This window comes from Burkholderia sp. KL41, assembly GCF_057005415.2.
Genome location: NZ_CM174446.1, coordinates 476131 through 502672, shown reverse-complemented (window position 1 = coordinate 502672; position 26542 = coordinate 476131). Strand labels below are relative to the sequence as shown.

The window sequence follows — 26542 nt, the reverse complement described above, 5'->3', positions numbered from 1 at the left end:
TGAAGAGTAATTCCTTTTAAAACCGGGCGCTACCCCCTCCAATGGCCGCTCGCCGCGGGCTCGCAGCGATTTTTCTTTCGGCCGGAATGGGCAAGTTTTACTGGTTGCACGACGCGCCGCCGGGGTGGCGGAAAAAATTTCCGGACGCTCGCCACGACGCGGGCGTGCTTAATAGTTGAACAGTGCAATGCCGGGGATACGCAACGAGCGCGGAAATACCCGGCAGATTTGACAGGGATAAAGGCAGCACGCCGGAAATACGATGAGATCGTTGATGATTCGCTACGCGCTGCCGCTGGTTGCCTGCGCCCTTCTGGCCGGATGCGCGGCCGCCCCGCTGCTCGGCTCGGCCGCGAGCGCCGTGATGTCCGCGGCCGGCATCGGCAAACCCGAGGTGCCCGACGCGCAGAAGCCGCCGCGCAGCCTCGGCATCACGCTCGCCGCGGCGCCGAACCTGAACGCCGCGACCGACAACAAGCCGCTCGCGCTCGTCGTGCGGCTCTATACGCTGAAGGACCCGACGTCGTTCCAGCAGGCGCCGTTCGACGCATTTACGGATCCGACCAAGGAAAAAGCCGCGCTGGGCGCGGATTTGCTGAACGTGCGTGAAATCACGCTGATTCCGGGCCAGCGCTATACGGCAACCGAAAAGGTTTCGCGCGAAGCGCAAGCGTTCGGCATCGTCGCGCTGTTCCGCGATCCCGCACTACAACGATGGAAACTGACGTTCGATCCGGTGAAGTCGGAGAAATCCGGCATAATCATCGGCCTGCATAATTGCGCGATGACGGTCACCGATGGCACCGTCATCGCACCGCAACAGGGTGCGCCTTCGCAACCGCTGAATTTGCTTTCTTCGGTCTCCTGCGGTTAAACATGACGCACGAATGTCAATTAACAAGAGTTAACAATTGGCGATTTAATTCGGGCACGAACGAATCGATTACATCGCAACGCGACATTAACCGGATTTGACATGAGTTATTCGGCCAAGGTGCTGTGGGGGGAAGGGCTGTTCCTCCGGCCTCAACACTTTCAGCGACAGGACGCGTACCACGAAGCGCGCCTGTTCGAATCGATCCAGGCGATCCAGCCGTACAACTGGGGCGTGCGCTCGGTGCGCATCGACCGCGACGCGCTCGGCAGCAACGTGCTGCGGGTGGCCGAGCTCGCGCTCGTGTTCCCGGACGGCGCGCTGTATGCCGCGCCGCAGGCCGACGACCTGCCGCCGCCGATCGCGCTGGACACGCTGCCTGACGGCATCAACGAATTCGTGTTCTATCTCGCGCTGCACCCGCTGCGCGAGAACGGCACCAACTACAGCGACGATCCGGCCGCCGGCTTCATGACGCGTTTCGTCAGCGAGCAGACCAGCGTCGGCGACAATTTCACCGACGCAGCCGAAGCCGACATCACGTTCCTGAAGACGCAGGTCAAGCTGATCGCGCACAGCGAACCGCGCGACCAGCTGCTGTCGGTGCCGCTCGTACGCGTGCGCCGCACCGCGACGTCCGGTTTCGAGATCGACGACAGCTTCGTGCCGCCGTGCCTCGCGATCGACGCGTCGCCGATCCTGCACCAGCGGCTGCGCCAGCTCGTCGATGCGCTGCAGGCGAAGGTGAACGCGCTGTACGGCTTTCACCGCGAGCCGTCGAAGAACATCATCGAATTCCGCTCGGGCGACATCGCGTCGTTCTGGCTGCTGCACACCGCGAACGCCGCGTTCGCGACGCTCGCGCACCTGCACCAGCATTCGGCGCTGCATCCCGAGCGGCTGTTCCAGGAACTGCTGCGCCTCGCGGGCCAGCTGATGACGTTCTCGAAGGGCTACACGCTCGCGGACCTGCCGGTGTACCGCCACGACGATCCGGGCCCGAGCTTTGCGCGTCTCGACCTGATGCTGCGCGAGCTGCTCGACACCGTGATCTCGACGCGCTACTTCGCGATCACGCTCGACGAGGTGCGCCCGTCGTTCCACCTCGGCCGCCTCGATTCCGGCAAGATCGACGACAAGACCGAGTTCTACCTCGCGGTGTCCGCGGACATGCCGAGCGTCGAGCTCGTCGATGCGGTGCCGGCCCGCTTCAAGGTCGGTGCGCCCGACGACGTCGACAAGCTCGTGCTGTCGGCCATGCCCGGCGTGCGGCTGTCGTATACGCCGCAGGTGCCGCCCGCGATTCCGGTGCGCCCCGGCGCCTGCTACTTCGCGCTCGATTCGCGCGGCGCGCTGTACGAGCGCATGCTGCAGGCCCAGTCCGCGATGATCTATGCGCCGACTGGCATCAATGACCTGAAGTTCGAACTGATCGCGGTCACATCATGAGCTACGCGCCTTCCCTGTTCGGCGACAACGCGCCGCCTCCCCTGCATACCCCGGCGTCGACGGATGCCTCGTTCCAGGCCCGTTCGCTGCTCGACCTGCTGTACGACGGGTTCTTCATGCTGTTCCTGCTCAAGAACAGGCGGGAGCCGGATAGCGCGAGCGAGTTCAGCACGCGGATCCAGGAATTCCTGTCGGACTTCGAGCGCGGCGCGAAAAAGCTGAATATCGCGGCCGAGGATGTGTACGGCGCGAAGTTCGCGTTCTGCGCGGCCATCGACGAGATGGTGCTGTCGTCGCAGTTCAAGATCCGCGCGGACTGGGAACGCCGGCCGCTGCAGCTCGTGCTGTTCGGCGAGCAGCTCGCGGGGGAGAAGTTCTTTCAGTATCTCGAGGAAGGTCGCGCGCAGGGTGCGGCGCGGCTGCAGTCGCTCGAGGTGTTTCATATGTGCCTGCTGCTCGGGTTCCAGGGCAAGTATCTGCTCGAAGGGCCGGAGAAGCTGGCTTACCTCACCGCGCGGCTGGGGGACGAGATCGCGCATATGAAGGGCAAGCGGGCGCCGTTCGCGCCGCATTGGCCGTTGCCGGATCAGATCGCGCATCGACTCAAACGCGAAGTGCCGGTTTGGGCGATCGGGGCGGTTTTTGCGCTGGTGGCGCTGCTCGGGTATCTCGGGCTCAATACGTATCTGAAGGACAAGACGCTGCAGGCGTTGGCGCCTTATTCGCAGGTCATCAAGGTCGGGCCGGAGTCGGCCAATTTGACGATTTCGCTGCCTTGAGGGGCGGAGGTTTCTCGGCCTCGCTTCACGATGAGAAAGGACCGCCCCGGCGGTCCTTTTTTGTTGCGACGTCCCGTTCGTCGTGCTCGCGGCTACTCGCCGTTCGAATCCAGATCGAGGAAGTCGTCGTGACGATCGAAGTGGTTGAGACAGCGGACGAGGTCGTCGATCGATGCGCCCGGTTTCTGACGACAGGCCTGATCGACGACGTCCTGGAAGTGCTCGCACGAGTAGCGGAATACGTAACCGAGCTCGGTGACCCGCTCGGGGTAGCGCTCGCGATCGTCGTCGTCGACCTGTACCTTGTCGCCGATATAGATCGTCTGCCGCGGACACCAGTCTGCATCGCCGTCATTTCCATACACATCGTATTGCCACGCCGGATCGTAGCCCTCCGGCCGTTCGGCCTTCGCTCGCACAACCGTGATGAAGTCGGCAAGCGTGAACGTCCTGTCCTTGAAATCTTCCGGGCCGCGAATCTGCAATCCGATGCGCTCGCATTCGATACGCGCCAGCAATCGTTCGGCCCTGTCACGCTCGCACGCAAGCAGGCCGGCATCGAGGTCTCGTGCCGCCGCAAGCGCCCGCTCCAGGAACGGACGCGCCGATCCACTGCGTGACGTCTCGCACATCAGGTCGCCCAGCGCGACGAGCGACTGGGCGAGTGCAACGCGATCGCCCTCCTGCTCGGCCTCGGTCAGCGCAAGATGCAGCACGGCTTCGCCTCGATCCGTCATGCCATGATCGAGCAGCATCAGCGCCTTGCGAAAGGTCTGCCGCGCACTCACCGCGACGCCTCGTTTCCGGGCAAATCCATCCAGACGTCTTCGTAGCCGGCGTCGTCGATGATGAAACGCGCGCCGGGCGGCAGCATCAAGTAGGGCAAGACCAGCGGCAGGTAGGTGGGCAGATGTGCGGCGTGCAGCGGCCGGTAGAAATCGGGCGCGTCCGAATATTCGCCGCAGTGGAAAAACCAGCCGATGTCATCGCCTTCCGACAGCGCGATGCGCGTGCCATAGACAGGCATCCGCCCGAGCGTCGATATCGCGACCGCGACCTTGTGCCCGGGTTCGGCAGCGCGCAGAGCGTATCGCGCACACACGGCCTCCTGGCGTTCACGCCACTCGGCCGGATCATCCGTCAGGTTCATTTCCCACCCCCCTCCATGCCGTCCTGCATCGACAGAAAAGCCGTGAAACCGTCGGATACCGGCGTCGTCTCGCCCGTCTCATGCGACCAAAGGACGACGGCCGGCTCGCACGATGCCCCTGTCCGGTCGTAGTCAAAGCAGTAGTAGTCACCTGTCCCGAACTCGGCAAACGGCAACAAGTGCGAGAAATCGGCATCCGTATGGTCGAAATTGTCTCGCCACGCGCGCCAGTCTTCGTCGTAGCGCCGCACGATCGAATTCCACGTCCTGCGCGGATTGCGCGCATCGAAGACGGGGAACACGGACAATCCGCCAAGTGACCTGCCGTTGTTGAGCAGCAGCCATGTCGCGAACGAATGCGGCAACGCGCGGCCGAGTGAGGTTTCGGCTGCTTCGATTTCGGCCACGGTCGTGCCGATGGTCGGTGTGCGGGTCATCGGTTGATCTTCCTGTCGGCATCCCCGACATGCACGTGTTCGATTTTGCGCGTCACGACTCGAGCCACCAGTCGAGCAGCGTTTCGTCGTCCGGATCCTCGAAGTTCCGGTAGATGTTCGCGTAGTACCAGGCAAGGCCGGTTCTTGCCGTGAAGCCGTCGAAGACGGTACGAATTCGCTCGCCTCCCGCACCGGACGGCACCGATAACGCGAGCGAGCCGCCGTAACGACCGTCGAGCGTACCGCCCAGTCCGGATTCGACCTCATGCGCAAGCCGGTCGATGTCGCGATCCGGAATCGCGTCGCCATAGATCTGGATGCAGTAGTTTCCGCCGCGCTTCAGCACCGTGGCAGGACGATCGGGGTCATCCATGCGGACAAGATCGCCTTTCGCGAGATTCAGCGCCAGGCCGGGCGATGCCAGCAATTCGTAGATGCCCGGCTCGATCTGACGCGCGGGAAGTTCTTCATGAACCGGTGCATCTCCGGAGCTACCTGCGTAGACGTGGATCAGGTCGTCATCCTGGTCGGGGTCAAGCATTTCGTTCTCGCCGTAAGTAAGACCGTGCTTCAGTCAATCACTTGTGTCACCCTGGGCTGCCTGCGTATTGGTCTCCGCATTGCTCGAGACTGCTCGCCCGCACTCACCCGCCGACCATCTCCAGGAACACCACCGCTTCCGCATCGGGCAGCGCCTCGCCTATCCGCGCCCGGACTTCAGCAAGGAATGCCGGGCGGATTTCATACGTGTCGTCGAAGATATCGCGTGAGTACCTTCCAACGTACAACTCGCACCAGATACACAGCGCGTGGGCGAAGTGCGTGAGGGATGACGCAACGCGCGATGGTGCCCAGGAGCCCGCGCCGTGGCGGTCGAACAGCACATCGCCTCCCGGGACGACGATCACGGGATCGCCGCCCATCTGACCCAGCACGATCCAGTCGTCGTGCCATCCGGACAGACGCCGGCCAGATGCGTCGACACGATAGCCGGTCTGGCCACGCGCGAGACTCGCCTGGTTGCGGTACAACAGGAGGTCGTCAGCGGTCCAGGGAATCGACAGATCGACATCGTCGAGTGCGCTGAACCATGCGGCAATTTCATCGCTCACGGAGAGGGAACTCGCGTGCATTGCATGATCGGGCGCAGGTGCGCCGATGCTTGCGTGCACGCCCACAGTGTCGCGAATTTCGACGAGGAACTGCTTCAGATCCCGATTGTGCATCGTGCCTCCCGGCGACATGGCGCCTTGTCGAATCGATTGCGAACGATAGCGGTCTCGCGTCTCTCTGTCAGCCGCATGCCGGCACTTGAATTCACCGAAATCGTCGATGGAGTCATCGGTCGCTAAACGACTTGCGACCATCGCATCCCGGACAACGTAATGGGCCGCTGGACGACCGAGATAGGCGGTGCCCAAAATGCATCCTCCTCGAGAAATCGAACGAGCGGATTGGCTGCAATCAGGATGTCCCGCCAGGACTTCAAAACGACGTGTGGCAAACCACGTCGTCAGAACAGGATGAATTCATCGTTCTCTACGTAAAAGACGAATGCGTCGAGCAACTGCGAAACGCTCGGTTCGTCGATTTGGTCGTGGGCGTTGATCACGATATCTTCGATCGTCGCACTGTTCAGCGTGATGCTCCAGTCGGGTTGCAGCGCGATCGAGGACGATGCATCGTCTTCGGCATGTTGCGCGTCTGCCGAGAATGCGCCCTCTGTATCGAGCGTCCACGGCTTCGGCGGCAGATGGAGCCAACCAGAGAAGTCGCCGGGCGTTTCGAGGATCTGCTTCAGGCTGACTGTGGTCGTCAGGTCGGTTGTTGCGAGCATCGGTTGTAGGGGTGGGAGTAACGTTTGGAGGCGCGGATGGCACGGCGTCGTGACATGCACGTGCGATATCGTCGGTAGATTCGTGTGAGCGCCGCAAAGCGCGTACGTAGTTCGTCAGCATCACGGAATCGGACATCAGCGCTCGCGCACGATACCGCAAAAGGTCGTGATTATGCCAATGAAGCGAGGGGCGAAACCTGCCACCATTTTTTTGCCGGGGCGATTGAACAACATGTTGGCTGCCCGCTGCGGCCTGCCTCTCAAACAGGTTGACCGAAATAAACGACCTCGAACATGTCGACCCATCGGTGGAATGGTTCCGGCAGCGTGTTCAGCAAATCGCTTTTCCCTGCAATTTTCGCATCGGACGCGAACACGACTTCATTGACTTTGGGATCGCCGTAGACGGTCAGCACGACGAGGCACCCACCGCTTCCCGTGAACGCTGCGCGCCGACAATGCCCCGGGTCTTCCACATCGTCGAAGAATTCGACACCCGATGCAGTCAGGTCCGCCTCGCAGCATATGAAGTATCCCCAGTCCGCAATCCGGACCGGACGATCCCGAAAAGCCGCTTCGAGGGATGGGTAGTGAGTCGTCATATATCTCAAAGATGTGCGCTCGCAATGCCGGATCGCGACCATCAGGTTCAGGCGAGGCGTGTATAGGCCGACGGTCTGCAGCACCCCGTCGGCACGCTAGTCGCACTATCCCATCCCAAAGAGCGAATCGACGACGTTCCTGATCCACGTCTTGACATCACCCCAGGCGATTTTCTTTTGCGTCGTAATTTTTCCGATAAAAATTATCGACCACACGACGGCAAGACCCACGGCGAAACATAGGCTTAAAAATGAAAATTCACTCATTGGAATGAAAGCGTTCCAATTTCTTCGCGATGTATGCATGCGACATGAGTGTACGTGAGGTCCAGAGGTCTCTAGCCGGCACTATGGCATCGATGTATCACCCGACCTCATCGACACGGTTACTGAAGGGGGATCGCCAAAGCGCTGAGTTGGCAGAACCGTCCGCTTGACGCGATGCATCAGGTATTGCTCTTCGACTCACTGCGAATCGAGGAGACCGACGGCGCTAAGTTCCGGCTTCAGGCGGGTACCCGGAATCCGCAGCACTTCGATGGCAATACTTCGAGGCTCGGCGCTGTCGGCCAGTTAACGTGTCCGACGCCACGTCGCCTTGTCGGCTTCGATATCGACTCCCCATCCGTAGGCTCGCTTCGCCACATGGCCAGTACATGATGAGCCCAACCGGTCAAACAGCTCTGCTCTGATACTCGCCAAAACACTTGTCGCAAACAACAACGAGCCCGTCGAAGACGGCCGCATGCTGATCCTCGAAATCCGATCCAAACGGCGCATCACCAGGCTCCGGCAAACCGAACTGTTTCGCGACCTCGGTCGAAACAAAGTACGAAATGTCGGCGAGTCCGTCTCCCAGCCAGTCGATGTCGTAACGGAGAATCTTCAAGCGCCTCGCGTCCGTTTTCATGTCGGCGGCAATATCGCTTGAAACATGTATCACCCCGGTTGCGCCATGCGATTTACACAGTATCCGGCCCATGTCTCATCCTATTGTCGTTTCCCATTCGCAACTAGAGCGAATCGATGACGTTCCTGATCCACGTCTTGACATCACCCCAGGTGATTTTCTTTTGCCTCGTAATTTTTCGCATAAAAATTATCGACCACGCGACGGCGAGACCCGCGGCGACACATAGGCTTAAAAATGAAAATTCACTCATTGGAATGAAAGCGTTCCAATTTCTTCGCGATGTATGCATGCGACTATTTTTTCGACTCACTGCGGATCGAGATCAGCGACGACGGCGTAGTCGGCAACAAGGCCGTCTATCCAGACCGACGGGCAGGAGCTTATCCGATCTTTTGTGTGAGGCATAAACCGAGAGCCAAGGAACCACTTTTAGGCCACGCAAACGCAAGGATGAAGTGACGATTGAACCAGGCACGACGGCTTGAACCTTGACCCGGCACTGATCAAGCAACTGGTGCCCGGACGCTGAACCGGTCGACGATCAACGAACGGCTTGCAGCAGGCCAGCCAATCCGCGTCCAGGCGTCCAACTCCGTGCAATCCACTTTCATCATCAATTTGCTGACCCTGAAATCGGAGTGAATTTCGAGTGATTTCGCCCGTCACTCGCGATACCCGCGCAACAACTTCTTGCGCGACTCCCCACGCCTTGTACGACGCCTCCCACACGCCAATCACGCGGCCGGCCGCCCCCGCCCTGCTGAAATCGATCTCAATCAGGGCCAATTCGACTTCCGGCGCGGCGCGGTTGCGAGTAGTGTCTACATGCCCGTATTCCGGCCGCCCCCGGGTTCGACCGATACCCGGCGCTCACCACACACGACACTGACCTCTGGAGATCTGCGATGAAACGTTCGAAGTTCCTGCTGTCGGGCCTGCTGCTCGCGTCGGCCCTCGGCTTCACGGCCGTCGCCGCGCACGCCGACGACCTGCTCGACTCGGTCAAGAAAGCCGGCGTGCTGCGCGTCGGCCTCGAGGGCACGTACCCGCCGTTCAACTCGCGCGGCACGTCCGGCCAGCTCGAGGGTTTCGACGTCGACGTCGCGAACGCCGTCGCCGGCAAGCTCGGCGTGAAGACGCAGTTCATCCCGACCGAATGGAGCGGCATCATCGCCGGCCTGCAGGCCGGCAAGTTCGACGTGATCGTCAACCAGGTCACGATCACGCCGCAGCGCAAGGAAGCGCTCGACTTCAGCGAGCCGTACACGTACTCGGCCGCCCAGCTGATCCAGCGCAAGGACGACACGCGCAACTTCAAGTCGCTCGACGATTTCAAGGGCAAGAAGCTCGGCGTGACGCTCGGCACCAACTACGACCAGATGGCGCGCACCGTGCCGGGCATCGAGGTGCAGACGTATCCGGGCGCGCCGGAGAAACTGCGCGACCTCGCCGCCGGCCGGATCGAGGCGACGCTCGACGACCGCCTGATGCTGCCGTACATGATCAAGACGTCGAACCTGCCGCTGCGCGCGGGCGCAGTGCTGAACGGCGGCAAGCAGGAAATGGCGATCCCGTTCCGCAAGGGCAACCCGAAGTTCGAGAAGGCGATCAACGACGCGCTCGACTCGCTGCACAAGGACGGCACGCTGAAGAAGATCTCGATGCACTGGTTCGGCAGCGATGTGACCGTGCCGGTCGCGCAGTAAGCGGCCCGACACTTCAACGCGTCACACCATTCGTTTCGGTGAATGCGTGACGCGTCCCCTCAAGCCGCTTCGTCGAAGCGCGCCAGCAGCATCTGGCCGACCGGTGTCAGCGCCGGGCGCGCGGCCACGGCGTTCATGCGCATCTGCGTATCGTCGACCAGCCGCTTCTCGACCAGCACGGCAAAAGCCGGATTCGACGGATCGACGCTGTCCGGCGCACGTGCAACGCGCAACAGCATCGAGAATTCATGCGGGCTCAGCATGGTCCCTGTCTCCTGATCGTCCGCGATCCGGTTCGAACCGGCGTCGATCGTATTTTCGAATGTAATGGCGCGTGGCATGACTGCCGCGCCGCCGGGAGCGAGATCCCGGCGGGCCTGCCTGCGACGCGGGCACGTCGTCGCGAGCGGGTTGCGCACGTCCCGGCTCCGGCGATGCCGCCGCGACGGGAACGTGCAACGTTATGGGCGCACCATGACGCGACCATGACAGGAAAACGGGGCGCAAGACAGCGCGCGTTACATGCCGCTTCGATTCGATGCCGATCCAATTGACGAAGACGGATCGCATGCTCGGCCGGCGGTTACCTGCTCGCCGGTTGTTTCGCGCCCTTCATCGCGGGTCGGCCGAATACGGGAACCCGCCGCTTGCCGATCCGCTCGCATGGCGCATGCAGCGCACGACCACGTTCACCGCGCGCCCGAGCGTCATCCCGACGAGCACGCCCCATACCGCGAACGACAGCATCACGAAGCCGCTCGTCGCCGCCCACGCCGCGTGCACGGCGACCGCGTAATGGATGCCGGTCTCGGCGACGAACGTCAGCATCAGCGTGACGAGCAGGCTGGCGTCGCCGGGCAGGCGCACGCGCAGGCCCGACGACGCCGGACGATACTCGAGCCGCCACCGACTCGCGTGCAGCCAGCCCAGCGCTGCGCCGCCCAGGACGGCCGCCAGCGCAATCGCGTTCGCGTCGATGCCGGCATGCGGAAAAAGCCCGTTCAGGCTGACGATGCCGAGCATCCCGAACGCCACCGGCGAGATCAGCGGTCGGGCCGCCGGTACCTCGCGCGGGAAACAGCGCTTGATGCCGATGTAGAGCAGCACGCAGAACATTACGTACACGTAAGGCTTCAGGTGAAGGAGCGCGGACATGGTCGAAGTCGCCTGGTCGGAGTGGACACGGCAACACCGTACTGCGCCGCTCAGGCGGACGGCACGGCTTGCGACGGGCGGCCGGAATTTGCGGACGAGTTGCGCATCGCGGCGATGATCGTCCGGCGAATCGGAACGAATGACGCGCCACCGAATCCGGCCGCCGGCGACGTCCGAGCTGAATGGTCCACGCTCCCCCGCCGGCCGGCGCTTCGTGCTCGACGCGCAACCGGCAACACCCCGTGTCCTTCCGCAGCACCTTCCACTACACTCGTGGCGGAAACCGGCCAACCGTCGGCAGCCGAAGCGCTTCGTCGAAGCCGCGCGCCGTTCGTCGCAACGCGCGCGTTATCGGCCGGTCCGGCAGTAAGGTCAGGCCATCGGCGCATCGCGCGCCCACCTTCACCCGACACCATGCGAGCCACGTCCGACCCGTCGCCGATTCCGCAGCCACCCGCCGGCGCCCCGCCGCCGCGGCTGCGCGATCCGTCCGCGCTGCTCGCGTTCGCGTGCTTCAACTCGGTCGTCGGCCTCGGGTTCTGGGCGATCCATTTCAACGAACCGCTGTTGCCCTACCTCGTCGTCGCCAACACGATCGGCTTCTGCGCGCTGCTGTTCAGCCACGCCGCCGACCGGCTGCTGCCGCGCAAGCCGGGGCTCGCGCTGAAGACCGTCGTGGTTGCGCCGGCCAGCGTGCTCATCGGTTTCGAGATATCGGCAGCGATCGTCCGCGGGAACGTGCCGCACGTGTTCGGGCGTGCCCGCCTCGGAACGTGGGACAACTACGGGCCGTCGTTGCTCATCTCGGCGATCCTGTTCGTGTGCGTATCGTTGTTCCTGCAATCGATGCGCATGCGTGCGACGCTCGAGACCGAGCGCCGCGAAGCCGCCGAAGCGCGCCAGTCCGAGACCGCCGCGCGCCTGGCACTGCTGCAGGCGCAGATCGAGCCGCACTTCCTGTTCAATACGCTCGCGAACGTGCAGAGCCTGATCGAGCGCGACCCGGCCCGCGCATCGACGATGCTCGACAGCCTGAACCGCTACCTGCGCGCGAGCCTGCGGCGCACGCGCGATGCGACGTCAACGCTCGGCGAGGAACTCGAACTCGTTGAAGCACTGCTGAAGATCGCATCGATCCGGCTCGGCGAGCGGCTTTCTTATACGATCGACGTGCCGGCAGACCTGCACGCGCTGCCGTTCTCGCCGCTGCTGCTGCAACCGCTCGTCGAGAATGCACTGCTGCACGGGATCGAACCGTCCATCGACGGCGGCGTAATCGTGATTCGCGGCAGGATGCGTGGCGACAAACTCGAACTCAACGTGATCGATACGGGCGTCGGCCTCGGTAAAAGCGACACGCGCCTGCATGGCGGCGTCGGGCTCGCCAACGTCGCGGCGCGCATCCGGACACTACACGGCGAGCGCGGCCGCGTCTGCGTCGAAACGAACGCCGCCGCCGCGCATGGCGTCACCGCTACCCTGCTGATCCCGATCGACTGACATGCCGACCGCCCTCATCGCCGACGACGAACCGAACCTGTCCGCCTCGCTCGCGCAGCGGCTGGGGCAGCTCTGGCCCGAACTGGAAATCGTTGCGATGCCGCGCAACGGCATCGAAACGCTGGCCGCGCTGAACGCGTCGCCACGCCCGGACATCGCGTTCCTCGACATCCGGATGCCCGGCATCGACGGGTTGAAGCTGGCCGCGCTGGCGCCGGACGTGCATGTCGTGTTCGTCACGGCCTACGACGAATATGCGGTCGATGCGTTCGATCGCGCGGCCGTCGACTACCTGTTGAAGCCGGTGACGGACGAGCGGCTGCTGCGGTGTATCGCGAAGCTTCAGCGCGGCGGGCCGGCGCTTGCGCAGGCCGATGCGCTCGCGCAGGCGGCGCAAGCAAGAGAAGCGGTGCCGATCCGCTGGCTGACGGTAGGCGTGAAGGATGCGACGCGGCTCGTATCGGTCGACGATGTGCTGTATTTCCAGGCATCGGAGAAATACACGGAAGTCGTCACGGCTGGCGAACGGCTCGTGATTCGCACGCCGCTGAAGGAGCTGATGCAGCGGCTCGATCCGGAGCGGTTCGCGCAGGTGCATCGCGGCGTGATCGTTGCGTATGCAGCGATCGATCGCATCGAGCGCGATCTGCTGGGACGGTTGCGGATTCGCGTGCATGGGCAGCGGGAAATGCTGCCCGTCAGTCGTGCGTATGCGGGGTTGTTCAGGCAGATGTGAGGGGCGTCTGCTTGCGGCACGCTTAACAAGGTTACGTTCCGACCACGCGTGAACGACACGTTGTCAAACCGCACACCATCCAACACAATCGCGCGATCAGGTTGCACTCGGCTGTATTGCCCCAAGTCGACAAGACACCCTCCCCACTAGCCGGCGCTGAAACGATGAAAACACTGCGTGGATTAACGACATGCGTGGTTGCAACGCTCGTAAGCGGCTGCGTCGCCACGCCTGATCTCATCGGCGAAAACACCGCGGGCATCGCGCCGACAGAAGCGACCGCGATCCTGGTCGTCGTGGACGGCAAGGCATTCGACAGGCCCGAGTACGGCAGCGAAGGGCACGCGTATCTCGCCGGACTGGGTGAAGGCATCCAGGCTGCACTGGCCGGTGTGCCGACGAGAATCGTCGAGCTGGACGAGATGAAGTTCGTGAATCCGGTACCTGCGGCACTGCGGGCCATGAGGCCGAGTCATACGATCCGCCTGTTCACGGAGTCCGGGACCACGCGTAACGGCACGCCCATCAGCGCGACGTGGCAAATGGAGGTATCGAATGTGACGACAACCCTCGTCCCGGCGACCGGCGACAAGCCGGGCGGTACCCGCTACACGATCAAACCGATCTACAAGGCGCGCGCCGATGGGGAGACATGTCTCGATTCGGACAGCTTCGCGAAAAAGTGCGGTGCGGCGATGGGAAAGATGTTTGGCGATACGCTGCGCGCCGCGCATGTGGTGCAGATGAGTGCGGGGACGGCCGCTCAGCCGGCCAACTGAAGGGCCGCGCGGGAATGACGAAGGGCTGCGCCATGCATCGCGCAGCCCTTCGCTGGACAGCGTGGCGGGTAACCGGGCCGAACCCGCTGTCACCTCGACTCGGCCGTCCCGGTCGTTCGAATCACGAGCGCCCCGAAGTCGGCAACGATGAAATCAGAACGGCACCACATGAGGTCTTGTGACCTTCGAACGCCGCATGCGCCCCCTCGATATCGAACTGCCCGTCGCCCTCGACGACGACGCACGGCCCATGTAACGGGCACGTGCAGCGGTCACCGACACGTGCGGGCGCACGCCCCATGACATCGCTGTTCGACGCGCCCGTCTCGACATAACCGCCGTGACTGTGAACATCGCCCACTCGAATGATTCCTCGCATGATCGGTTATCCGGTCAGTAGGAGTAGCCCTGCATGCCATAGCTGGTGTCGTGACGACGGCCCCACCACGGCAGGTACGCATTGTTCTCGCCACGCGCGCGGAACCAGTCCTTGTCCGCATCGATCGGCACGACTTTCGACGGTGGCAACACCACCACCGCTGTCGGGTGCTGCGCATCCGTCGTCCCCGCCACCAGCACCTTCTCGCCAAGGTGATTCGCCCGGCCGATCGCCAGCACCACGTCCGTCAGCGCCGTACCCGCTCCCATCGGGCCCAGCAGCGCCGGCGTATTGAACGTCTGCTTGCTGAAGTTGTAGTCCGGCAACACTTCCGTCAGCGTCTGCGACAACGCGCCGATCCGCTCCGACGCCGCTTCGCCGCCCCGGCCCGCGTCATGCACCACGAAGTTCAGCGACGGCACCGGCACGCCCGCGTTGCGCGCCGCGCCGTCGATCGTGGCTTTCCACGCCTGCACCGTGCGCGTGGTGCCGGCCTTCGCCTCGTAGTCCTTGACGTTGCCCGTCGCCGCGCGGCCGATCCAGGCCAGCGGTTCGCGCTCCGTCTTGAAGTTCGGCCCGACGAGGAACAGCACCACCATGTTCTCGTTGATCTGCGCGTCCTTCGGCGGGAAGCTCGGGGCGTCCCAGTTCATCACCCACGCGCTCTTGTCCGGGTTCGCCTGCAGGTAATCCAGTGCGCGGTTCAGCGATGTGAATCCGGCGTTTGCGCCGCCTTGGTTGACGTGGACGTCGGGCGGGGTGTCACGGCTCCAGAGATCTTTGGCGGACGGATTTCCAATCTCGTAATTGTCGACGAACTCGCCTTGGAAGTACGTCTTCGCCTCTATCGGATCAAGTCGTTGCGGGATGGCAAACTCGATACGCATTCCCGCCAGTTCACGCCAGTCATCCTTATTCTTGGACTTGACCGTGTAGAAATACTTGGCGTTCATCACATAGCGATCGCCGAACAGGCCAAGAAGCTTACTGACGTATTTGTGGTAGAAGCCCTTGAACGTTTCCGCCCCTTGGTTACCGTATACGAGCGCGCCTATTGACTGGAGCTTCGAAAATTTCTGCGGCATCGTCCGAACCATATCGTCGTTCTTGTTCGGCTGAACAAGACCCATTGTCCAGAGAATCTGCCACTCCGTCGGATAGTCGCGCCTCTGCAATGGATTCAGCCACTCCAACCCGACAACTTGTACGATGAACGGCTGAGCGCTTTCGCTCGTATCCAACGCAGCGGCATCTTTCTGAATCACAGTATCGGCCTGCACCGGCACCACCATCACGACGGCCAACACAACAAACGCCAGAAGCGCACCCAGGAACGATCCTGTAGACAATCGATTCACCCATTCCCCCGAACTCTATTCGTCACGAAACCCGCGTGCAGCAAAAACACTCGAGCTGCACATCATACCCATCGTGGCAATCAATCCACGGAACGGAGTCAAGATCAGCCGGAGTGTTACCCATCCGATCATTGGAAAAATCTCACCGATATCAAGCAAACAACTTGAAAGCCAGTATCAGAAACAGCCTTTACCCATAAACTCGATGCAAGTTGTCAGACACGTCGCAAGGAAATAAACTCTGGATATAACAAAGGGCCAAGCGAATATCGCATAGCCCTTTGTTTCGAAACGTGACGCCCGGGTACGACAATCGCCACTCGCGAAGCCGCCCCCTTCCGCACACAATCAGCCGCTCCAGCGGTTCTTCGACAAATACTTCATTCCCGAATCGCAGACCACCACTGCAATCGTCCTGCCACGCATCTCGCCGGCCAGCAGCTGCAGCGCCGACACGACGTTCGTGCCTGACGAAAATCCGCCGAAGATCCCTTCCTTCTACTCAAGCTCGCGTGCGATCCGCAGCGGTTCGTCCCCCCTGCAACCGGCAGAAAACCGTCTGCGCGCATGTCGTTCAGAAACGGAAGATCGCTGATCGAATAGGCGCTACCCTGGATCGGATGCTCGGGTCGCGTGACAGGTTACCCCGCGATCGGCACCGCCCCAACCGGCTCGACGGCATAACAGCGAACTGCAAAATTCCGTTCCTTGAGCGCCTTGCCGACACCGACAAAGCTACCGTCCGAACAGACAAAATCGACGAACCCGTCGATACGGCCATCGGTCGCCTCCCGGATTTCCGCCCCGGTCGTCCTGTAGTGCACGAGTCAGTTGCCGTCGCGATGAAACTGATCGGAGCGAAACGCACCGCGCTCGGCTTCGATACGCTGAGCTTCGCGGTCGATGAGTTCGAGATCGCCTTGCGACACCTGCCCGGGAACGGAGTCCGCCAACTGATCGACCCGCATGACTTCCGCGCCCAACGCGCGCATCATCCTGGCGCGCTCCTCGGAGTTGACCTTCGACATCACCGCGACGAACGGTATGTTCTTGCTATGGAGATTTGCCGGACAGATCGGGCAATGCCGAAGCGATTGGCCGGGCTAACTGTCGCTGCACAGAACAAACGACAACCCATGGGCCAGTAAAGTGAGCGCTGAAACGACGAAGGGCCGGGAGGAAAACCTCCCGGCCCTTCGTTCAATTTGGTGCCGGCTGCAGGACTCGAACCCGCCACCTGATGATTACAAATTTCCTTGTGAATCAATAAGTTACTGATAAACCAGAGAATCCACCCGAAACCTACCGAAATGAAAAGTTATTTATATTCAAGCATTTAGCGAAACTAAGCGCAACCAACCGAAACTGCGATTTGTACCGCTCGTGTACCGCATACGATACAGGTGGGTCCAGGCAAATGGCAGCGTGGGCTGTCCGGATCGCGACACGTCAGCGTCCGCCAGCACGTCATCCGGATGTAGAAACCGCCGCCCCGCCCCCGATTGTTCGAGACATCGGATATGATCGAGAGCGAAAAAAATCAACGCCTGCGCCAACGAGGTCAAAGCTAGAAAATGACAATCAGCCGGCGCCAGGCACGACCTCCCGGGGGAAAGTACATGCTGGCCTTAAGTAATCGCGGCGCGACGCCTGAGCAACTGCCGATCATAAGCGGTACGCGCATGGGGATCGAAATGATCCGAGGCGCTGCAGGCAGCGGAAAGACGTCGACAGCGCTGTTGCGACTCGAATCGTTAGCCCATACCTTTGTTGCACGCCGAAAACGCCTAGGATTGGCGGAACCCGTAAAGGTCCTCGTACTTTCCTTTAACCGCACTTTGGCTGGGTATGTGGAACATCTCGCCGCCAGCCAGCTCGCGGCGTTTACCGACGTCACTTGCGAGATCGATACGTTCGCCGCTTGGGCCCATCGATGTTTGGGCGCACCATCAATCATTGACGACGACGAACGTGAACCCATGCTGCGACGTCTGGGAGCCGGTGTGGCCCTAGCCCCTGACGCCCTGCTCAACGAGATCGAGTACGTCTGCGGACGGTTTCGGCCGGCAGAACGGGCGAATTATATCCCCCTCGAGCGTACGGGGCGCGGAAATGCGCAGGCCGTCCCGCGGACACTACGTCCGGCTATCCTGCAGGTGATCGACCGTTTTTATACGGAACTCGCTGCATATCAAGGCGGTGGTTGGTTGGATTGGCATCTCTTGGCAGAACAGATGCTGACGATCCCTTCGCGCCAATATGACATTGTCATCATTGATGAAGCACAAGACTTTTCGGCGAACCAAATTCGAGCTGTGCGGCATCATCTCTCGGATCCGTATTGCCTTACGCTAGTCCTGGACACCGCACAAAGACTGTACCCAAGGGGATACACGTGGGCAGAGACTGGCTTAGATTTACAGCTCGCTCGATACCATCGGCTGCGGGAAAATCACCGCAACACGGTTGAAATTGCTCAGTTTGCCGCAGGCATTGTCGATGGCCTGGCAGTTGACGACGATGGCACTCTTCCAGATTTCTCTGCTGCTACTCGCCACGGAGAGAAACCCCTCGTCTGTGCTGGACGTTATAAAAATCAATTAACGTTCGCCATCGACTGGATTAAGGCGAATGTAGATCTGACAACTGAGACGGTAGCATTTCTCAAGCCGCGCGGTGGAAACTGGTTCAAAGACATACGATCAGCGCTCAATAGCAATGGGCTTGGCTTCGTCACGATTACACGCGATCGAAAATGGCCAACTGGCCCAGAAAACATCGCGCTGTCCACGATGCACTCGGCTAAGGGCTTGGAGTTTGACCACGTCATTATTTTGGGCCTGAACGCGGAGAACACGCCGCACGGAGATGGCGCGGACGATGAAGAACTACTCTTGCTTCGCCGCCTACTAGCCATGGCTTTGGGACGGGCGCGCAAGTCAGTAATCGTAGGCTATAAACCGACCGAGGCATCTGACCTTGTGACGTTCTTCAAGCCCGACACGTTCAATCTTCTTGCTGTGTGATAGCGATGACCGACGCAATCCAACAAATCATCGCACAGCGCGGCATTACTGAGGTCGTGCACTTTACGTCGAACCACGGCCTCGTCGGCTCGCTTGAATTGGGTGCCACTGTATCCCGCCGCCAACTGCCTGCGGAAAAGCACCTGGCGCATATCCTGGCTCCTACATCAGCGACGCGTCGTGAAGCGGAAGCGTATTTCGATAAGAAAGAAGACTGGTTAGATTTCGTGAATCTTTCGATATCGGAGATTAACGAAAATTACTTCCGCTTTGCGTCTAAACGGTGGCACGTCGGTGGCGATCGGTGGTGGGCGATTCTGTCGTTTTCGCCCGCGATCTTGACGCACGACGGCGTCTACTTCGCGACCACCAATAACATCTACGACCTCGTGGTACGTCAAGCTGGCGCGGATGGGCTTCAAAATCTGTTTGCACCATCGGTGAGGCGCAAGCCTGGGTGGACGGTCACACGCAAGAGTCGGACCGACCGCTTGCCGACATGCGAGCAAGCGGAGGTGCTATACCCCAACAGACTCTCACTCGACTATCTGGAGAAGATCTACGTCGGCACGGGCGACGATCATGACTGCGTTTCGGGATGGTTGAACTATTACAAACGGCCGAATGTGCAAGTGGTAATCGATGAGGCAAAATTTGCCGGTCAACCAAACTAGTGGGGTCCCTGTGAGTTCTGTTTTGGAAAATGCGATAGTCAATTCGGCGTTATGGGCTGCCGCAGGGGACGCCCTTGGCTGGATAACGGAGCTCGCAGATAGCCGAGCCGTCCGTCGTCGCGCCGGAGCCGAGATGGTCCACGAACCGATTGAATGGAAGCGGAAGATCGGAGGGGTGAGTGGGGCGCAAGTGACCCTCCCTGCTGGCACCTACTCAGACGATACGCAGTTGCGGTTGGCGGTGTCGCGCGCAATTCGCGGGGACGGCACGTTTGACGTAGAACTGTTTGCGAAAGTCGAACTCACCGTATGGCCGGCCTACGCACTCGGCGCAGGCAGAGGAAGCAAGGCCGCTGCCGCGAATTTGGCAAAGCGCGACGTCAATTGGTTCTCCAACTTTTTCTCTAGCGGAGACCGGCGGACCTACATTGAGGGAGGCGGGAATGGCGCAGCGATGCGCATCCAACCTCATGTATGGAAATGGGGCGCCGGCACTGCACGCGAATATTTAACCGACGTAATTCGAGATTCCCTGACGACCCACGGACACATGCTAGGGGTTTGTGGTGCCGTATTTCATGCAGACTGCCTCTCCTTCGCTCTTCGCAATCGAGAGGTACCCGGACCCGAGGAATGGATGCGCTTTGTCGACGGATGGGCCGACATTGAGGACATCGTCAACGAAGACTACCAACTCGGGCGATTCTGGCTATCCGCTTGGGAACAGGCGAGCAACGTTAAGCTTCGCGCAGCAATCGAGTCTGTGTCGAAAGAAACCCAACAGTACATCCTGAAACTTCGAGAGCTGTCTCCGAACTGGGGAAGAACCTACTCGGAATGCCTCAAAATAGTAGACGGATTTGGTAGCCGACAGGGCGCCGGTACAAACACCGCGTTGGCTGCGGCCTTCTTGGGATGGACTGGTCAAGATGCACCTGCCGCAGACGTATTGCGCTGCGCGGCGAATACGCTCGGGTCGGACACGGACACCATTGGGACGATGGTTGGTGCAATGCTGGGCGCTGTTTCTCAAGAAGAGCCCTCGTGGCATATTCAGGATCGCGACTATATTGCCTCTCAGGCCCGTCGAATGGCCGCTCTGGCCCGTGGGGAGGGCGATTCAAGTTTCGCTTATCCCGACCTGATAGATTGGCAGCCACCCGCAACCCAAAGCGACGCTGTAGCAGAGGTCAATGGTCGCCCCGCACTTGCTGGTCTGGGATACTTGGACTCTCGTGGAAGCAGCTGGAAGAGCGGAGATTTCGCTTATGAGTGGTTCGCCCTCGAATTCGGGCAGACGGTGCTTTGCAAGCGGCGCGCGAAAGCTCTGAAACCTATGGATGAGAAGCTGATGCCACCAGTAACTATGGAAAGCGCTGTGCCGACGACGCTTATCGCGAAAGACACATCATCTTTCGAGCGGGGTGCCAAATTCGCCAGAGATGAGCGAGTTCTCCCTGAGCGCCAACCCCACATCGAAAACAAGTCCCCGTCGCAAAGGACAAACACGCACGCTCGTCCGACGCGTGACCTGTTCGATGAAGTTGCCCCCCCGTCTGCACAGCAGCCGCAGCCTCAGTTGGTAGAGAAGGACCTCGCTAACGCATCGCCTGAAAAAACACTACCGTACGACTTAGATGCGCTTACGGACGTGGCGATACGTAGCGGCTTTGATCCAACTGTAATCGGCGAATGCCTCTTGAAGTGCGTCGATGCTCAAGGTGGCGTGGAACGCGGAATCGCTTTCTCGAGCATCGTTGCAAAAGCATTTCTTGCTAGAAAGCGCCGACGCTCATAGAAATTTTTGAGATCTGCTAGAGACAGCTACAGTTGGCATGAAGGCCGGGGCATCCACGCGCCGGCCACTGCCCCGGCCCGGAGGCCGCATGGACGCTGTACGAGCGGCTCACCGCACTGAACATCAGCGCCGCGCTCGTCGACCCAGGCTGGCTCGCTCGCAACCCTCGTGGACGGCGAGACGACGGCGAACCCCATCAATGACGTGAACGACTACCGTCCTACACAGTCAGAGCGCATCCGCCGCCGTTCGGCCCTCATCTGGGCCGTTACAACTTGCCGCTGCCACTAGTAGCCTCGTCGAAGCTGCTCAAAAGATGGGCAATGTATCAGGCGGTGATACGCTCTCGTTCGGTATCAGTGCATGATACGTGCTAGTTCTGTATCACCGGCTGACACAGAACGATGTTAACGAATGAGAACAATACTGCCGAGGTTGTTGATATCTTTGCGAACAAGCCCAACCCGTCCGCAATGTGCCGAAACTGGCGAGCAATCGCAGGAGCTGAGAGGGATCAGCAATGAACTCACGGGGTACTGCGCGCGATCCCAATAGGGCTCACAGCCGATCAGCGCAAAGACAAAAATCGGGCCTTTTCTGTCTTTTGACCGGCAACGGTTGTCTTTCGAGGTTCAATTCTTTTGACCCACAAGCGTTCCGAAAACGAAGGGGCTACGCACCACGCGCTATGACGGCCCTAGCCCGCCAGTTTGCCCAAGCCTGCGGAGCCTTGGTCTAAGCCATTGACGGGGCAAGCCCCGCCAACGGCTAAGACCGGGATAAATCGCGGTCGGGCCGTCCTGCGGCCGTCCCGATCGCTCAACCCGGCCCCTGTGAGGGCCACCGGCTAACCAGTTCGGGGACCGCCAGCGCCGGAAATGGCTACAAAAAGGGGGGCAGGCCTACGGGGGGCAAATGCTCTAGCGACTCGAAATCCGGCCCGTGGCGCCGATTTCGGCGACGCGGCAAAGGGGTAATGTACCTTCGCACAATCAGCGGCTCAGAGCGTCTGATTTTCGCGAAATTTGACAACAGCGCTCGATTGAGAGTTTTTTATCTTATCGAGGCAAGCCGCGCAGCGGCGCGTCAGGCCCGAAGGGCTCCATCGCGGGGAGCCGGTGGGCGGGTGCGGTATCCCGGCCGCGAAGGCCGGGACTGTCCACACCCTCGCGGTGTGGGCAGCGCAGCCATCCACGGGCGGGCGCGGGTGGACCTCGCACCAAAGGGGGCATCAGCGATCTAGCAGATGGCCGATGCTAGTGACCGCTACGTCCCGGCTGCCGGGAGTTTGGGCGTCTTGTGCAGTTCGACCCAATATTCGTTGATACGGTCTGGCTCGACATCAAGCCGACGAAGCCAAGCCTCGGTCGCAACCTGTGTGTTCAGCAGGGGAGCGGTGCTAGTCGCCGTCCCGGTTTGTAACGTGCCGAGCGCATCAGCAATGATCGGACGCAGAGCGCTGTTCAACAGCACATACGCAGGCGGGGGCTCAGGAGGATGGCCTGGTTCGCCTGCAATACCCGTCTGCGGCGCAACGCCAGCCTGAATGATCAGGCCGCCGTCGTCGTAGCGCTGCTTGCGGAACCAGTCCGGTGGCAGGCCCAGTTTGTCTACTCCCCCCAGTTCCCGCACGAGATCGGCATTGATTGCCGTCAACCAGTCCACCGTCTTGATGTGATCGGTGAGCCGGCGGAGGTTCCGTCGCATCGGGTCGCCGACGTCCAGACCAGGGCCGAATTTCCGCGCCCAAAAATATTCCGACGCCTCATTCGGGCCCCGCTGCAACAGCGACAGGTTCGCGGCATATCCCGCGTGCCCGTGCACCACGTCAAGCTCGTCGACAGCTTGCGCGAAGAGCGCTTGGAACACGTCCGGACAGAGCGTCAGGAAAGCTTGCGGCACAGAAAACGTCGCGACGTCGATGCCTCGGTTCATCGACGCCTGCCAGTCCTCGAGACAGAAAGTCGAAAATTCCATCGTGCCGGCCTCTTGTTTGTCCTCCGCGTTAGAGAGGGCCAGTACGAACGGAGCATCAGCCGGGATGCTCGTCGCCAAGGAGGCGAACGAAGGCCCCTTTTCGAACTCAACCGGCTGCTTGCCATCTTGGTACAGCCATCGCAGCGGAGAGCCTTTGGACGGGTCACGGCCGGCGGCCTTTTCGGCCGCGCGCTGATAAGTCAGCAGCGCATCGGTGTACCGCTGGAAGCAGGCGCTAAGCGCCTTGCGTTTGGCCGGCGCGTGGCCGCCCTTGAAGTAGATAACGGCACGCACGGCGAGGGCCGCGCCTACGATCGCCCGCTGGTGCTTCGGCTCGAATGCGCCGAACGGAAGCGTGCCCGCTCGGTTCGGGTCGTTGGCCCACGCGATCAGTTCGTCCTTCGTCATTGGCATTATGCTTAAAAGGGAAACGGAGTCGGCGGCAGCGCCGGGGGGATGAGCGGCGGGAACAGACTGCCCGAGCGTGCATTGGAGCCGCCGCCAAGGATGCTCTCAAGGTCCGTTTGAGTCTGCTTTGCAGTCGATCGCTGAGATTGCTCATCGGCGTCACCGCAACCGCAATCATCCGGCGTGATGCCGGAGTATTTCGATTCGTCGCCGGCGATGTCCATGTACGCGGCTTCCTGCGTCTTCGAAAACTCGTCGGGCGGGAACTTCATTTCCACCACCTTCCTAATGTTCGACTGTACAGGAGGCTTGGACGGATCGTTCACGATCACGACGTCGGGCCGTCGAAACCAGGTTTTGTCCTCTTGCTTGTATGCATCCATGCCGCCCGGCCAGTATTTCTGAATCCACGCCGGAAGCCACGGATGCGGGGTCGACGGGTCCGATGCGCGCATGATCGGCGTCGGGGGCTCATTCCGCATGTCGTAGGAAACTTCCGGCAGGTACGGCGTCGTTTCGCCGGTCAATACCTTCGAGGCGAGGTTCTTTGCTCGCAGTCGCTGTGCGACGCACGATTGGCGGAGGATCTTCGCATCGCGGCTGTAGACGCCTATCGATTTGCAGCGACATAGAGCGTCGCAGAGCACCGCGCGGTCTTCCGGGGACAAGTTGCCCTTGGTCATCCCGACCTGCGTGGTTTTCCCCTGGCCGGCCCCCATGTTGCCCGATGCCGAATTCGTCATTGATCGCTCGCCGGGACATGTTCGAAGGTCAGCGACGACGCCTGGTGGCTGCTCAGCCAGTCGGTATGGCCGCTCGCGTCCGTTGTGCCTCGGATCGCTTGGCCGTCGGCAGACGTAACGGTGTATGGGTGATTCGCGAGGGGTTCGCGCGACTGGTCGTCGACGAGTTGGAAGCGCCCGCGATATGCGCCGTCGTCTTGCGCGATGGTCTGTGAGACAACGCTTTTGCCCGCGCCGACCGACGCGCCTGCGCCAGACGTCGGCTCCACCGTCGCCATGCCTTGTGACGCGATCAGCGTCGCGCCGCAGGCTGTCTTGTCGCCTTCTGTCGCTACGGCTCGGCCACCGAATGTCATGCTGCGCACTCGGACGCCAACAATAGGATAGACGCCGCCACACTTCGGACACGACACCATGTCGCCCTCGAGCGCGAGCGGCTTACCGAAAACGATATTGGTCGACGTGCAGGCGAGCACTCGACCACCATGGCTGGTCGTGTCGCCTTCGCGAATGAATGCAGAACTCATGCAGAATCCTCACAGGAAATCTGCGGCGAATGTAGCACATCCGCATTTTCTTGTTCCTACCGTGCTTCTATTGGTGACGTGTCATTTCTAGCGCATTGCCTCGCGCGGAATCTCTTATAATTAGCAATCAATCGGTAACGCAGAAAATTCCCGTAAAGCCTTATCCAGCAAGGCTTTGACTTGCTGCTGAATCAATTGCCGGAGAGGACATGAGCATGGTCGTAATCAAAGACCGTGCGGCGCTCATGCAGCGCCTCATGGATGCGGTCATTCAGGGCTATCACAGCTATACATTCGGCACCGTCAAAACAGAGCGTGTACACGCTCTCTGCGAAAAATTCTCTGAACGTTATCTGGTTGCGTTGAATCGCAACCAGCTTGCCTATCGACGCGCGAAAGGCTTTGGGAATGCGCGGCTGATACTCGCAGATCTCGGCGATCCAAATAGCCTGCATTGGTGGCTACTAGTCACGGATGGAGCGCACCCAGCTCGAGAAAGGGAGAAAGGCTCACGAAAAACGCGCGAGGACCTGAAAGATGCGCTGAAACCTGGGGAGCGCATCCATGTCTCCGGTTACGAATTGCTGAAGATGGCGCACTCGAAGGCTGTCGGCGGCGGCGTTCGCTTGACGTGGCGCATGACGGATGAAACCAAACGGCAGTGGCGTTATCAGATCCGCGTTGCGGTTCGCGCCCGACACGCGGATGATGCAGTAGCTCGAGTTACGCGGCTGATATACAAGGCTCCGCGCTTCGATTCCATCAAGGCACAGGTCGATAAACTTACGGATTTTCTACGTGCAGAGTGGGGCAGAACTGGGCACGATGTGCAGCTTCTGAGCATTCCTGCAGCGCTAAAACCCATTCCCCGTGTCGCAAGCGACGGGATACCGGTAGCCGAATGGATCGCCGCGCAGATGCCAGAACAAGCGGCTTGACGAAGGTGAAAAATGAACGCCGGAACGGTTTCCAACCTGATTTCCTGTGGCATCCTGATCGCGGGTCTCGCGTTCGCTTTCTGGTTCACGGTGGTGCTGCCAGATCGTGAAAGACGAGCTAAAAGGCGGTCGGGGCCAACCGAGAAATCGACCGAGAATGGAGGGAGTGACACGTGAAGCTGGCGAGGCTTCGCACACCTCGGACAGGATTTTTTCGTCGCCAGAGACGTCCTTTCGGTATGTGAACGAACGACAGCGCGAAGAGTATTGGACGTCAAAGACAGCTTGCGCTACCGCGCGATCAGAGACTAATCGCCGCCCGGAAGCGGCGTTGTGCAGTCAACGCATGAGCGATCGGACGACGTTTATCGGCCACAGCCAGACATAGAAGAGGCGCAGCTGGAGCCGGCTATTCCAGTTCAGGCAGTGGAATTTCTCGTCCGGAATCACCTTCGCCCACCAGCAAAAGCCCATTCCAACGGCGACGTACAGGACGAAGTACACGACAAGATGGCTGGTTGGGAAGCGCGACAGCAGCCACATCACCGTGAGAGCGATCGCAATATTCACCACCCTTATCGATAATGCTTCTCGCGGCGACGTGTTCAAATTGGACTGGAACAACCGCTTCTCCCGTTGCTCGCCTTCGACCCGAGTGACGTGGTCGGCGATGGTTTCTCCGCGCAATCTGCTCCCGATGAAGGGGACTACGAATCTAAAGATTACCGTCGCGGCCACAACAGCCATGCCTGCAATCACAACCGTTCGAAGTGCGTCATTCGATACCTCGATCATCG

General features: G+C 60.7%; 29 protein-coding genes and 1 pseudogene. 11 read left to right on the top strand and 19 right to left on the bottom strand.

The annotated features are described in order from the left end of the window. The first annotated feature begins 262 nt into the window (after positions 1-262). The 3 genes from tssJ to icmH all read left to right on the top strand — a co-directional run bounded on the left by tssJ (position 263) and on the right by icmH (position 3102). Complete coding sequence (gene tssJ, locus PQB87_RS02470; RefSeq protein ID WP_027788516.1) at positions 263-874, top strand: type VI secretion system lipoprotein TssJ; 612 nt, start codon at positions 263-265, stop codon at positions 872-874. Between the two features lie 102 nt (positions 875-976). Further along, positions 977-2323, top strand: a complete 1347-nt coding sequence (gene tssK, locus PQB87_RS02465) for a type VI secretion system baseplate subunit TssK (RefSeq protein WP_011350756.1) — start codon at positions 977-979, stop codon at positions 2321-2323. Then, the gene (icmH, locus tag PQB87_RS02460; RefSeq protein WP_059688446.1) at positions 2320-3102 is read left to right on the top strand and encodes a type IVB secretion system protein IcmH/DotU; all 783 of its coding nucleotides are present in this window, start codon (positions 2320-2322) and stop codon (positions 3100-3102) included. The genes tssK and icmH overlap by 4 nt, the downstream gene beginning before the upstream one ends. Before the next feature lie 92 nt (positions 3103-3194). On the opposite strand, the gene PQB87_RS02455 is transcribed toward icmH, so the two are convergent. The 9 genes and pseudogenes from PQB87_RS02455 to PQB87_RS02415 form a co-directional block, all read right to left on the bottom strand. Beyond that, positions 3195-3890, bottom strand: coding sequence for a DUF7716 domain-containing protein (locus tag PQB87_RS02455; RefSeq protein WP_489242522.1), 696 nt, complete (start codon positions 3888-3890; stop codon positions 3195-3197). After that, a complete protein-coding gene (locus tag PQB87_RS02450) occupies positions 3887-4252 on the bottom strand; it encodes an immunity protein Imm33 domain-containing protein (RefSeq protein ID WP_489242521.1) in 366 nt (121 codons plus the stop codon). Before PQB87_RS02450 ends, PQB87_RS02455 begins: the two co-directional genes overlap by 4 nt. Further along, positions 4249-4659, bottom strand: a complete 411-nt coding sequence (locus PQB87_RS02445; protein ID WP_489242520.1) for an SMI1/KNR4 family protein — start codon at positions 4657-4659, stop codon at positions 4249-4251. Before PQB87_RS02445 ends, PQB87_RS02450 begins: the two co-directional genes overlap by 4 nt. An 82-nt stretch (positions 4660-4741) precedes the next feature. Beyond that, positions 4742-5230: a DUF4265 domain-containing protein gene (locus tag PQB87_RS02440; protein WP_489242519.1), complete on the bottom strand. Its 489-nt coding sequence runs from the start codon at positions 5228-5230 to the stop codon at positions 4742-4744. A 103-nt stretch (positions 5231-5333) separates the two neighbouring features. Continuing rightward, positions 5334-6110: a hypothetical protein gene (locus PQB87_RS02435; RefSeq protein WP_489242518.1), complete on the bottom strand. Its 777-nt coding sequence runs from the start codon at positions 6108-6110 to the stop codon at positions 5334-5336. A 92-nt stretch (positions 6111-6202) separates the two neighbouring features. Beyond that, complete coding sequence (locus PQB87_RS02430; RefSeq protein WP_021161827.1) at positions 6203-6526, bottom strand: DUF7716 domain-containing protein; 324 nt, start codon at positions 6524-6526, stop codon at positions 6203-6205. Between the two features lie 260 nt (positions 6527-6786). Further along, entirely contained in the window at positions 6787-7212 is a 426-nt protein-coding gene (locus tag PQB87_RS02425; protein WP_489242517.1) for a hypothetical protein, read from the bottom strand. 589 nt (positions 7213-7801) lie between these two features. After that, positions 7802-8110 carry a hypothetical protein gene (locus PQB87_RS02420; protein WP_489242516.1) on the bottom strand — a complete coding sequence of 103 codons (309 nt, stop codon included), beginning with the start codon at positions 8108-8110 and terminating at the stop codon, positions 7802-7804. A 525-nt stretch (positions 8111-8635) separates the two neighbouring features. Next, a pseudogene (locus PQB87_RS02415) lies at positions 8636-8770 on the bottom strand (RHS repeat-associated core domain-containing protein); the annotation flags it as partial. A 176-nt stretch (positions 8771-8946) separates the two neighbouring features. On the opposite strand from PQB87_RS02415, the gene PQB87_RS02410 reads away from it, so the two are divergent. Continuing rightward, positions 8947-9747: a transporter substrate-binding domain-containing protein gene (locus PQB87_RS02410; RefSeq protein ID WP_021161832.1), complete on the top strand. Its 801-nt coding sequence runs from the start codon at positions 8947-8949 to the stop codon at positions 9745-9747. 59 nt (positions 9748-9806) lie between these two features. On the opposite strand, the gene PQB87_RS02405 is transcribed toward PQB87_RS02410, so the two are convergent. Then, the gene (locus tag PQB87_RS02405) at positions 9807-10010 is read right to left on the bottom strand and encodes a hypothetical protein (protein ID WP_027788527.1); all 204 of its coding nucleotides are present in this window, start codon (positions 10008-10010) and stop codon (positions 9807-9809) included. Between the two features lie 349 nt (positions 10011-10359). Then, the gene (locus PQB87_RS02400) at positions 10360-10902 is read right to left on the bottom strand and encodes a hypothetical protein (RefSeq protein WP_113046980.1); all 543 of its coding nucleotides are present in this window, start codon (positions 10900-10902) and stop codon (positions 10360-10362) included. Between the two features lie 414 nt (positions 10903-11316). Here PQB87_RS02400 and PQB87_RS02395 point away from each other — a divergent pair, with 414 nt between their 5' ends. The 3 genes from PQB87_RS02395 to PQB87_RS02385 all read left to right on the top strand — a co-directional run bounded on the left by PQB87_RS02395 (position 11317) and on the right by PQB87_RS02385 (position 13917). Then, on the top strand, positions 11317-12402 hold the full coding sequence (locus tag PQB87_RS02395) for a sensor histidine kinase (RefSeq protein WP_301826851.1): 1086 nt from the start codon (positions 11317-11319) through the stop codon (positions 12400-12402). Between the two features lies 1 nt (position 12403). Continuing rightward, positions 12404-13138 (top strand): LytR/AlgR family response regulator transcription factor, encoded by a 735-nt coding sequence (locus tag PQB87_RS02390; RefSeq protein ID WP_027788530.1) that lies wholly within the window; start codon positions 12404-12406, stop codon positions 13136-13138. Positions 13139-13302: 164 nt separating this feature from the next. Beyond that, the gene (locus PQB87_RS02385) at positions 13303-13917 is read left to right on the top strand and encodes a hypothetical protein (protein WP_124536112.1); all 615 of its coding nucleotides are present in this window, start codon (positions 13303-13305) and stop codon (positions 13915-13917) included. A gap of 121 nt (positions 13918-14038) precedes the next feature. On the opposite strand, the gene PQB87_RS02380 is transcribed toward PQB87_RS02385, so the two are convergent. From PQB87_RS02380 to PQB87_RS02365, 4 genes are all read right to left on the bottom strand, one after another. Further along, positions 14039-14296 carry a PAAR domain-containing protein gene (locus PQB87_RS02380; protein ID WP_080741844.1) on the bottom strand — a complete coding sequence of 86 codons (258 nt, stop codon included), beginning with the start codon at positions 14294-14296 and terminating at the stop codon, positions 14039-14041. 14 nt (positions 14297-14310) lie between these two features. Beyond that, positions 14311-15654, bottom strand: coding sequence for a virulence factor (locus PQB87_RS02375; protein WP_489242515.1), 1344 nt, complete (start codon positions 15652-15654; stop codon positions 14311-14313). Positions 15655-16295: 641 nt separating this feature from the next. Continuing rightward, positions 16296-16478 (bottom strand): pyridoxal-phosphate dependent enzyme, encoded by a 183-nt coding sequence (locus PQB87_RS02370; protein WP_124673535.1) that lies wholly within the window; start codon positions 16476-16478, stop codon positions 16296-16298. Positions 16479-16481: 3 nt separating this feature from the next. Next, the gene (locus PQB87_RS02365) at positions 16482-16682 is read right to left on the bottom strand and encodes a hypothetical protein (protein ID WP_181523106.1); all 201 of its coding nucleotides are present in this window, start codon (positions 16680-16682) and stop codon (positions 16482-16484) included. 591 nt (positions 16683-17273) lie between these two features. On the opposite strand from PQB87_RS02365, the gene PQB87_RS02360 reads away from it, so the two are divergent. From PQB87_RS02360 to PQB87_RS02350, 3 genes are read left to right on the top strand one after another with little or no spacing between them, the layout of a single operon-like run. Continuing rightward, positions 17274-18680, top strand: coding sequence for a 3'-5' exonuclease (locus PQB87_RS02360; protein WP_489242514.1), 1407 nt, complete (start codon positions 17274-17276; stop codon positions 18678-18680). Positions 18681-18685: 5 nt separating this feature from the next. Then, complete coding sequence (locus PQB87_RS02355; RefSeq protein WP_084900107.1) at positions 18686-19354, top strand: DarT ssDNA thymidine ADP-ribosyltransferase family protein; 669 nt, start codon at positions 18686-18688, stop codon at positions 19352-19354. After that, a complete protein-coding gene (locus PQB87_RS02350) occupies positions 19323-21152 on the top strand; it encodes an ADP-ribosylglycohydrolase family protein (RefSeq protein ID WP_084900104.1) in 1830 nt (609 codons plus the stop codon). Before PQB87_RS02355 ends, PQB87_RS02350 begins: the two co-directional genes overlap by 32 nt. A gap of 1266 nt (positions 21153-22418) precedes the next feature. Here the strand turns inward: PQB87_RS02350 and PQB87_RS02345 are convergent. From PQB87_RS02345 to PQB87_RS02335, 3 genes are read right to left on the bottom strand one after another with little or no spacing between them, the layout of a single operon-like run. Next, positions 22419-23537: a type VI immunity family protein gene (locus PQB87_RS02345; protein WP_489242513.1), complete on the bottom strand. Its 1119-nt coding sequence runs from the start codon at positions 23535-23537 to the stop codon at positions 22419-22421. An 11-nt stretch (positions 23538-23548) separates the two neighbouring features. Then, positions 23549-24280, bottom strand: coding sequence for a VRR-NUC domain-containing protein (locus tag PQB87_RS02340; RefSeq protein WP_084900098.1), 732 nt, complete (start codon positions 24278-24280; stop codon positions 23549-23551). After that, complete coding sequence (locus PQB87_RS02335) at positions 24277-24807, bottom strand: PAAR domain-containing protein (protein ID WP_084900095.1); 531 nt, start codon at positions 24805-24807, stop codon at positions 24277-24279. Before PQB87_RS02335 ends, PQB87_RS02340 begins: the two co-directional genes overlap by 4 nt. A gap of 209 nt (positions 24808-25016) precedes the next feature. On the opposite strand from PQB87_RS02335, the gene PQB87_RS02330 reads away from it, so the two are divergent. After that, positions 25017-25745 carry a hypothetical protein gene (locus tag PQB87_RS02330; protein ID WP_084900093.1) on the top strand — a complete coding sequence of 243 codons (729 nt, stop codon included), beginning with the start codon at positions 25017-25019 and terminating at the stop codon, positions 25743-25745. 339 nt (positions 25746-26084) lie between these two features. On the opposite strand, the gene PQB87_RS02325 is transcribed toward PQB87_RS02330, so the two are convergent. After that, the gene (locus tag PQB87_RS02325) at positions 26085-26540 is read right to left on the bottom strand and encodes a hypothetical protein (RefSeq protein WP_084900090.1); all 456 of its coding nucleotides are present in this window, start codon (positions 26538-26540) and stop codon (positions 26085-26087) included. Positions 26541-26542 lie beyond the last annotated feature (2 nt).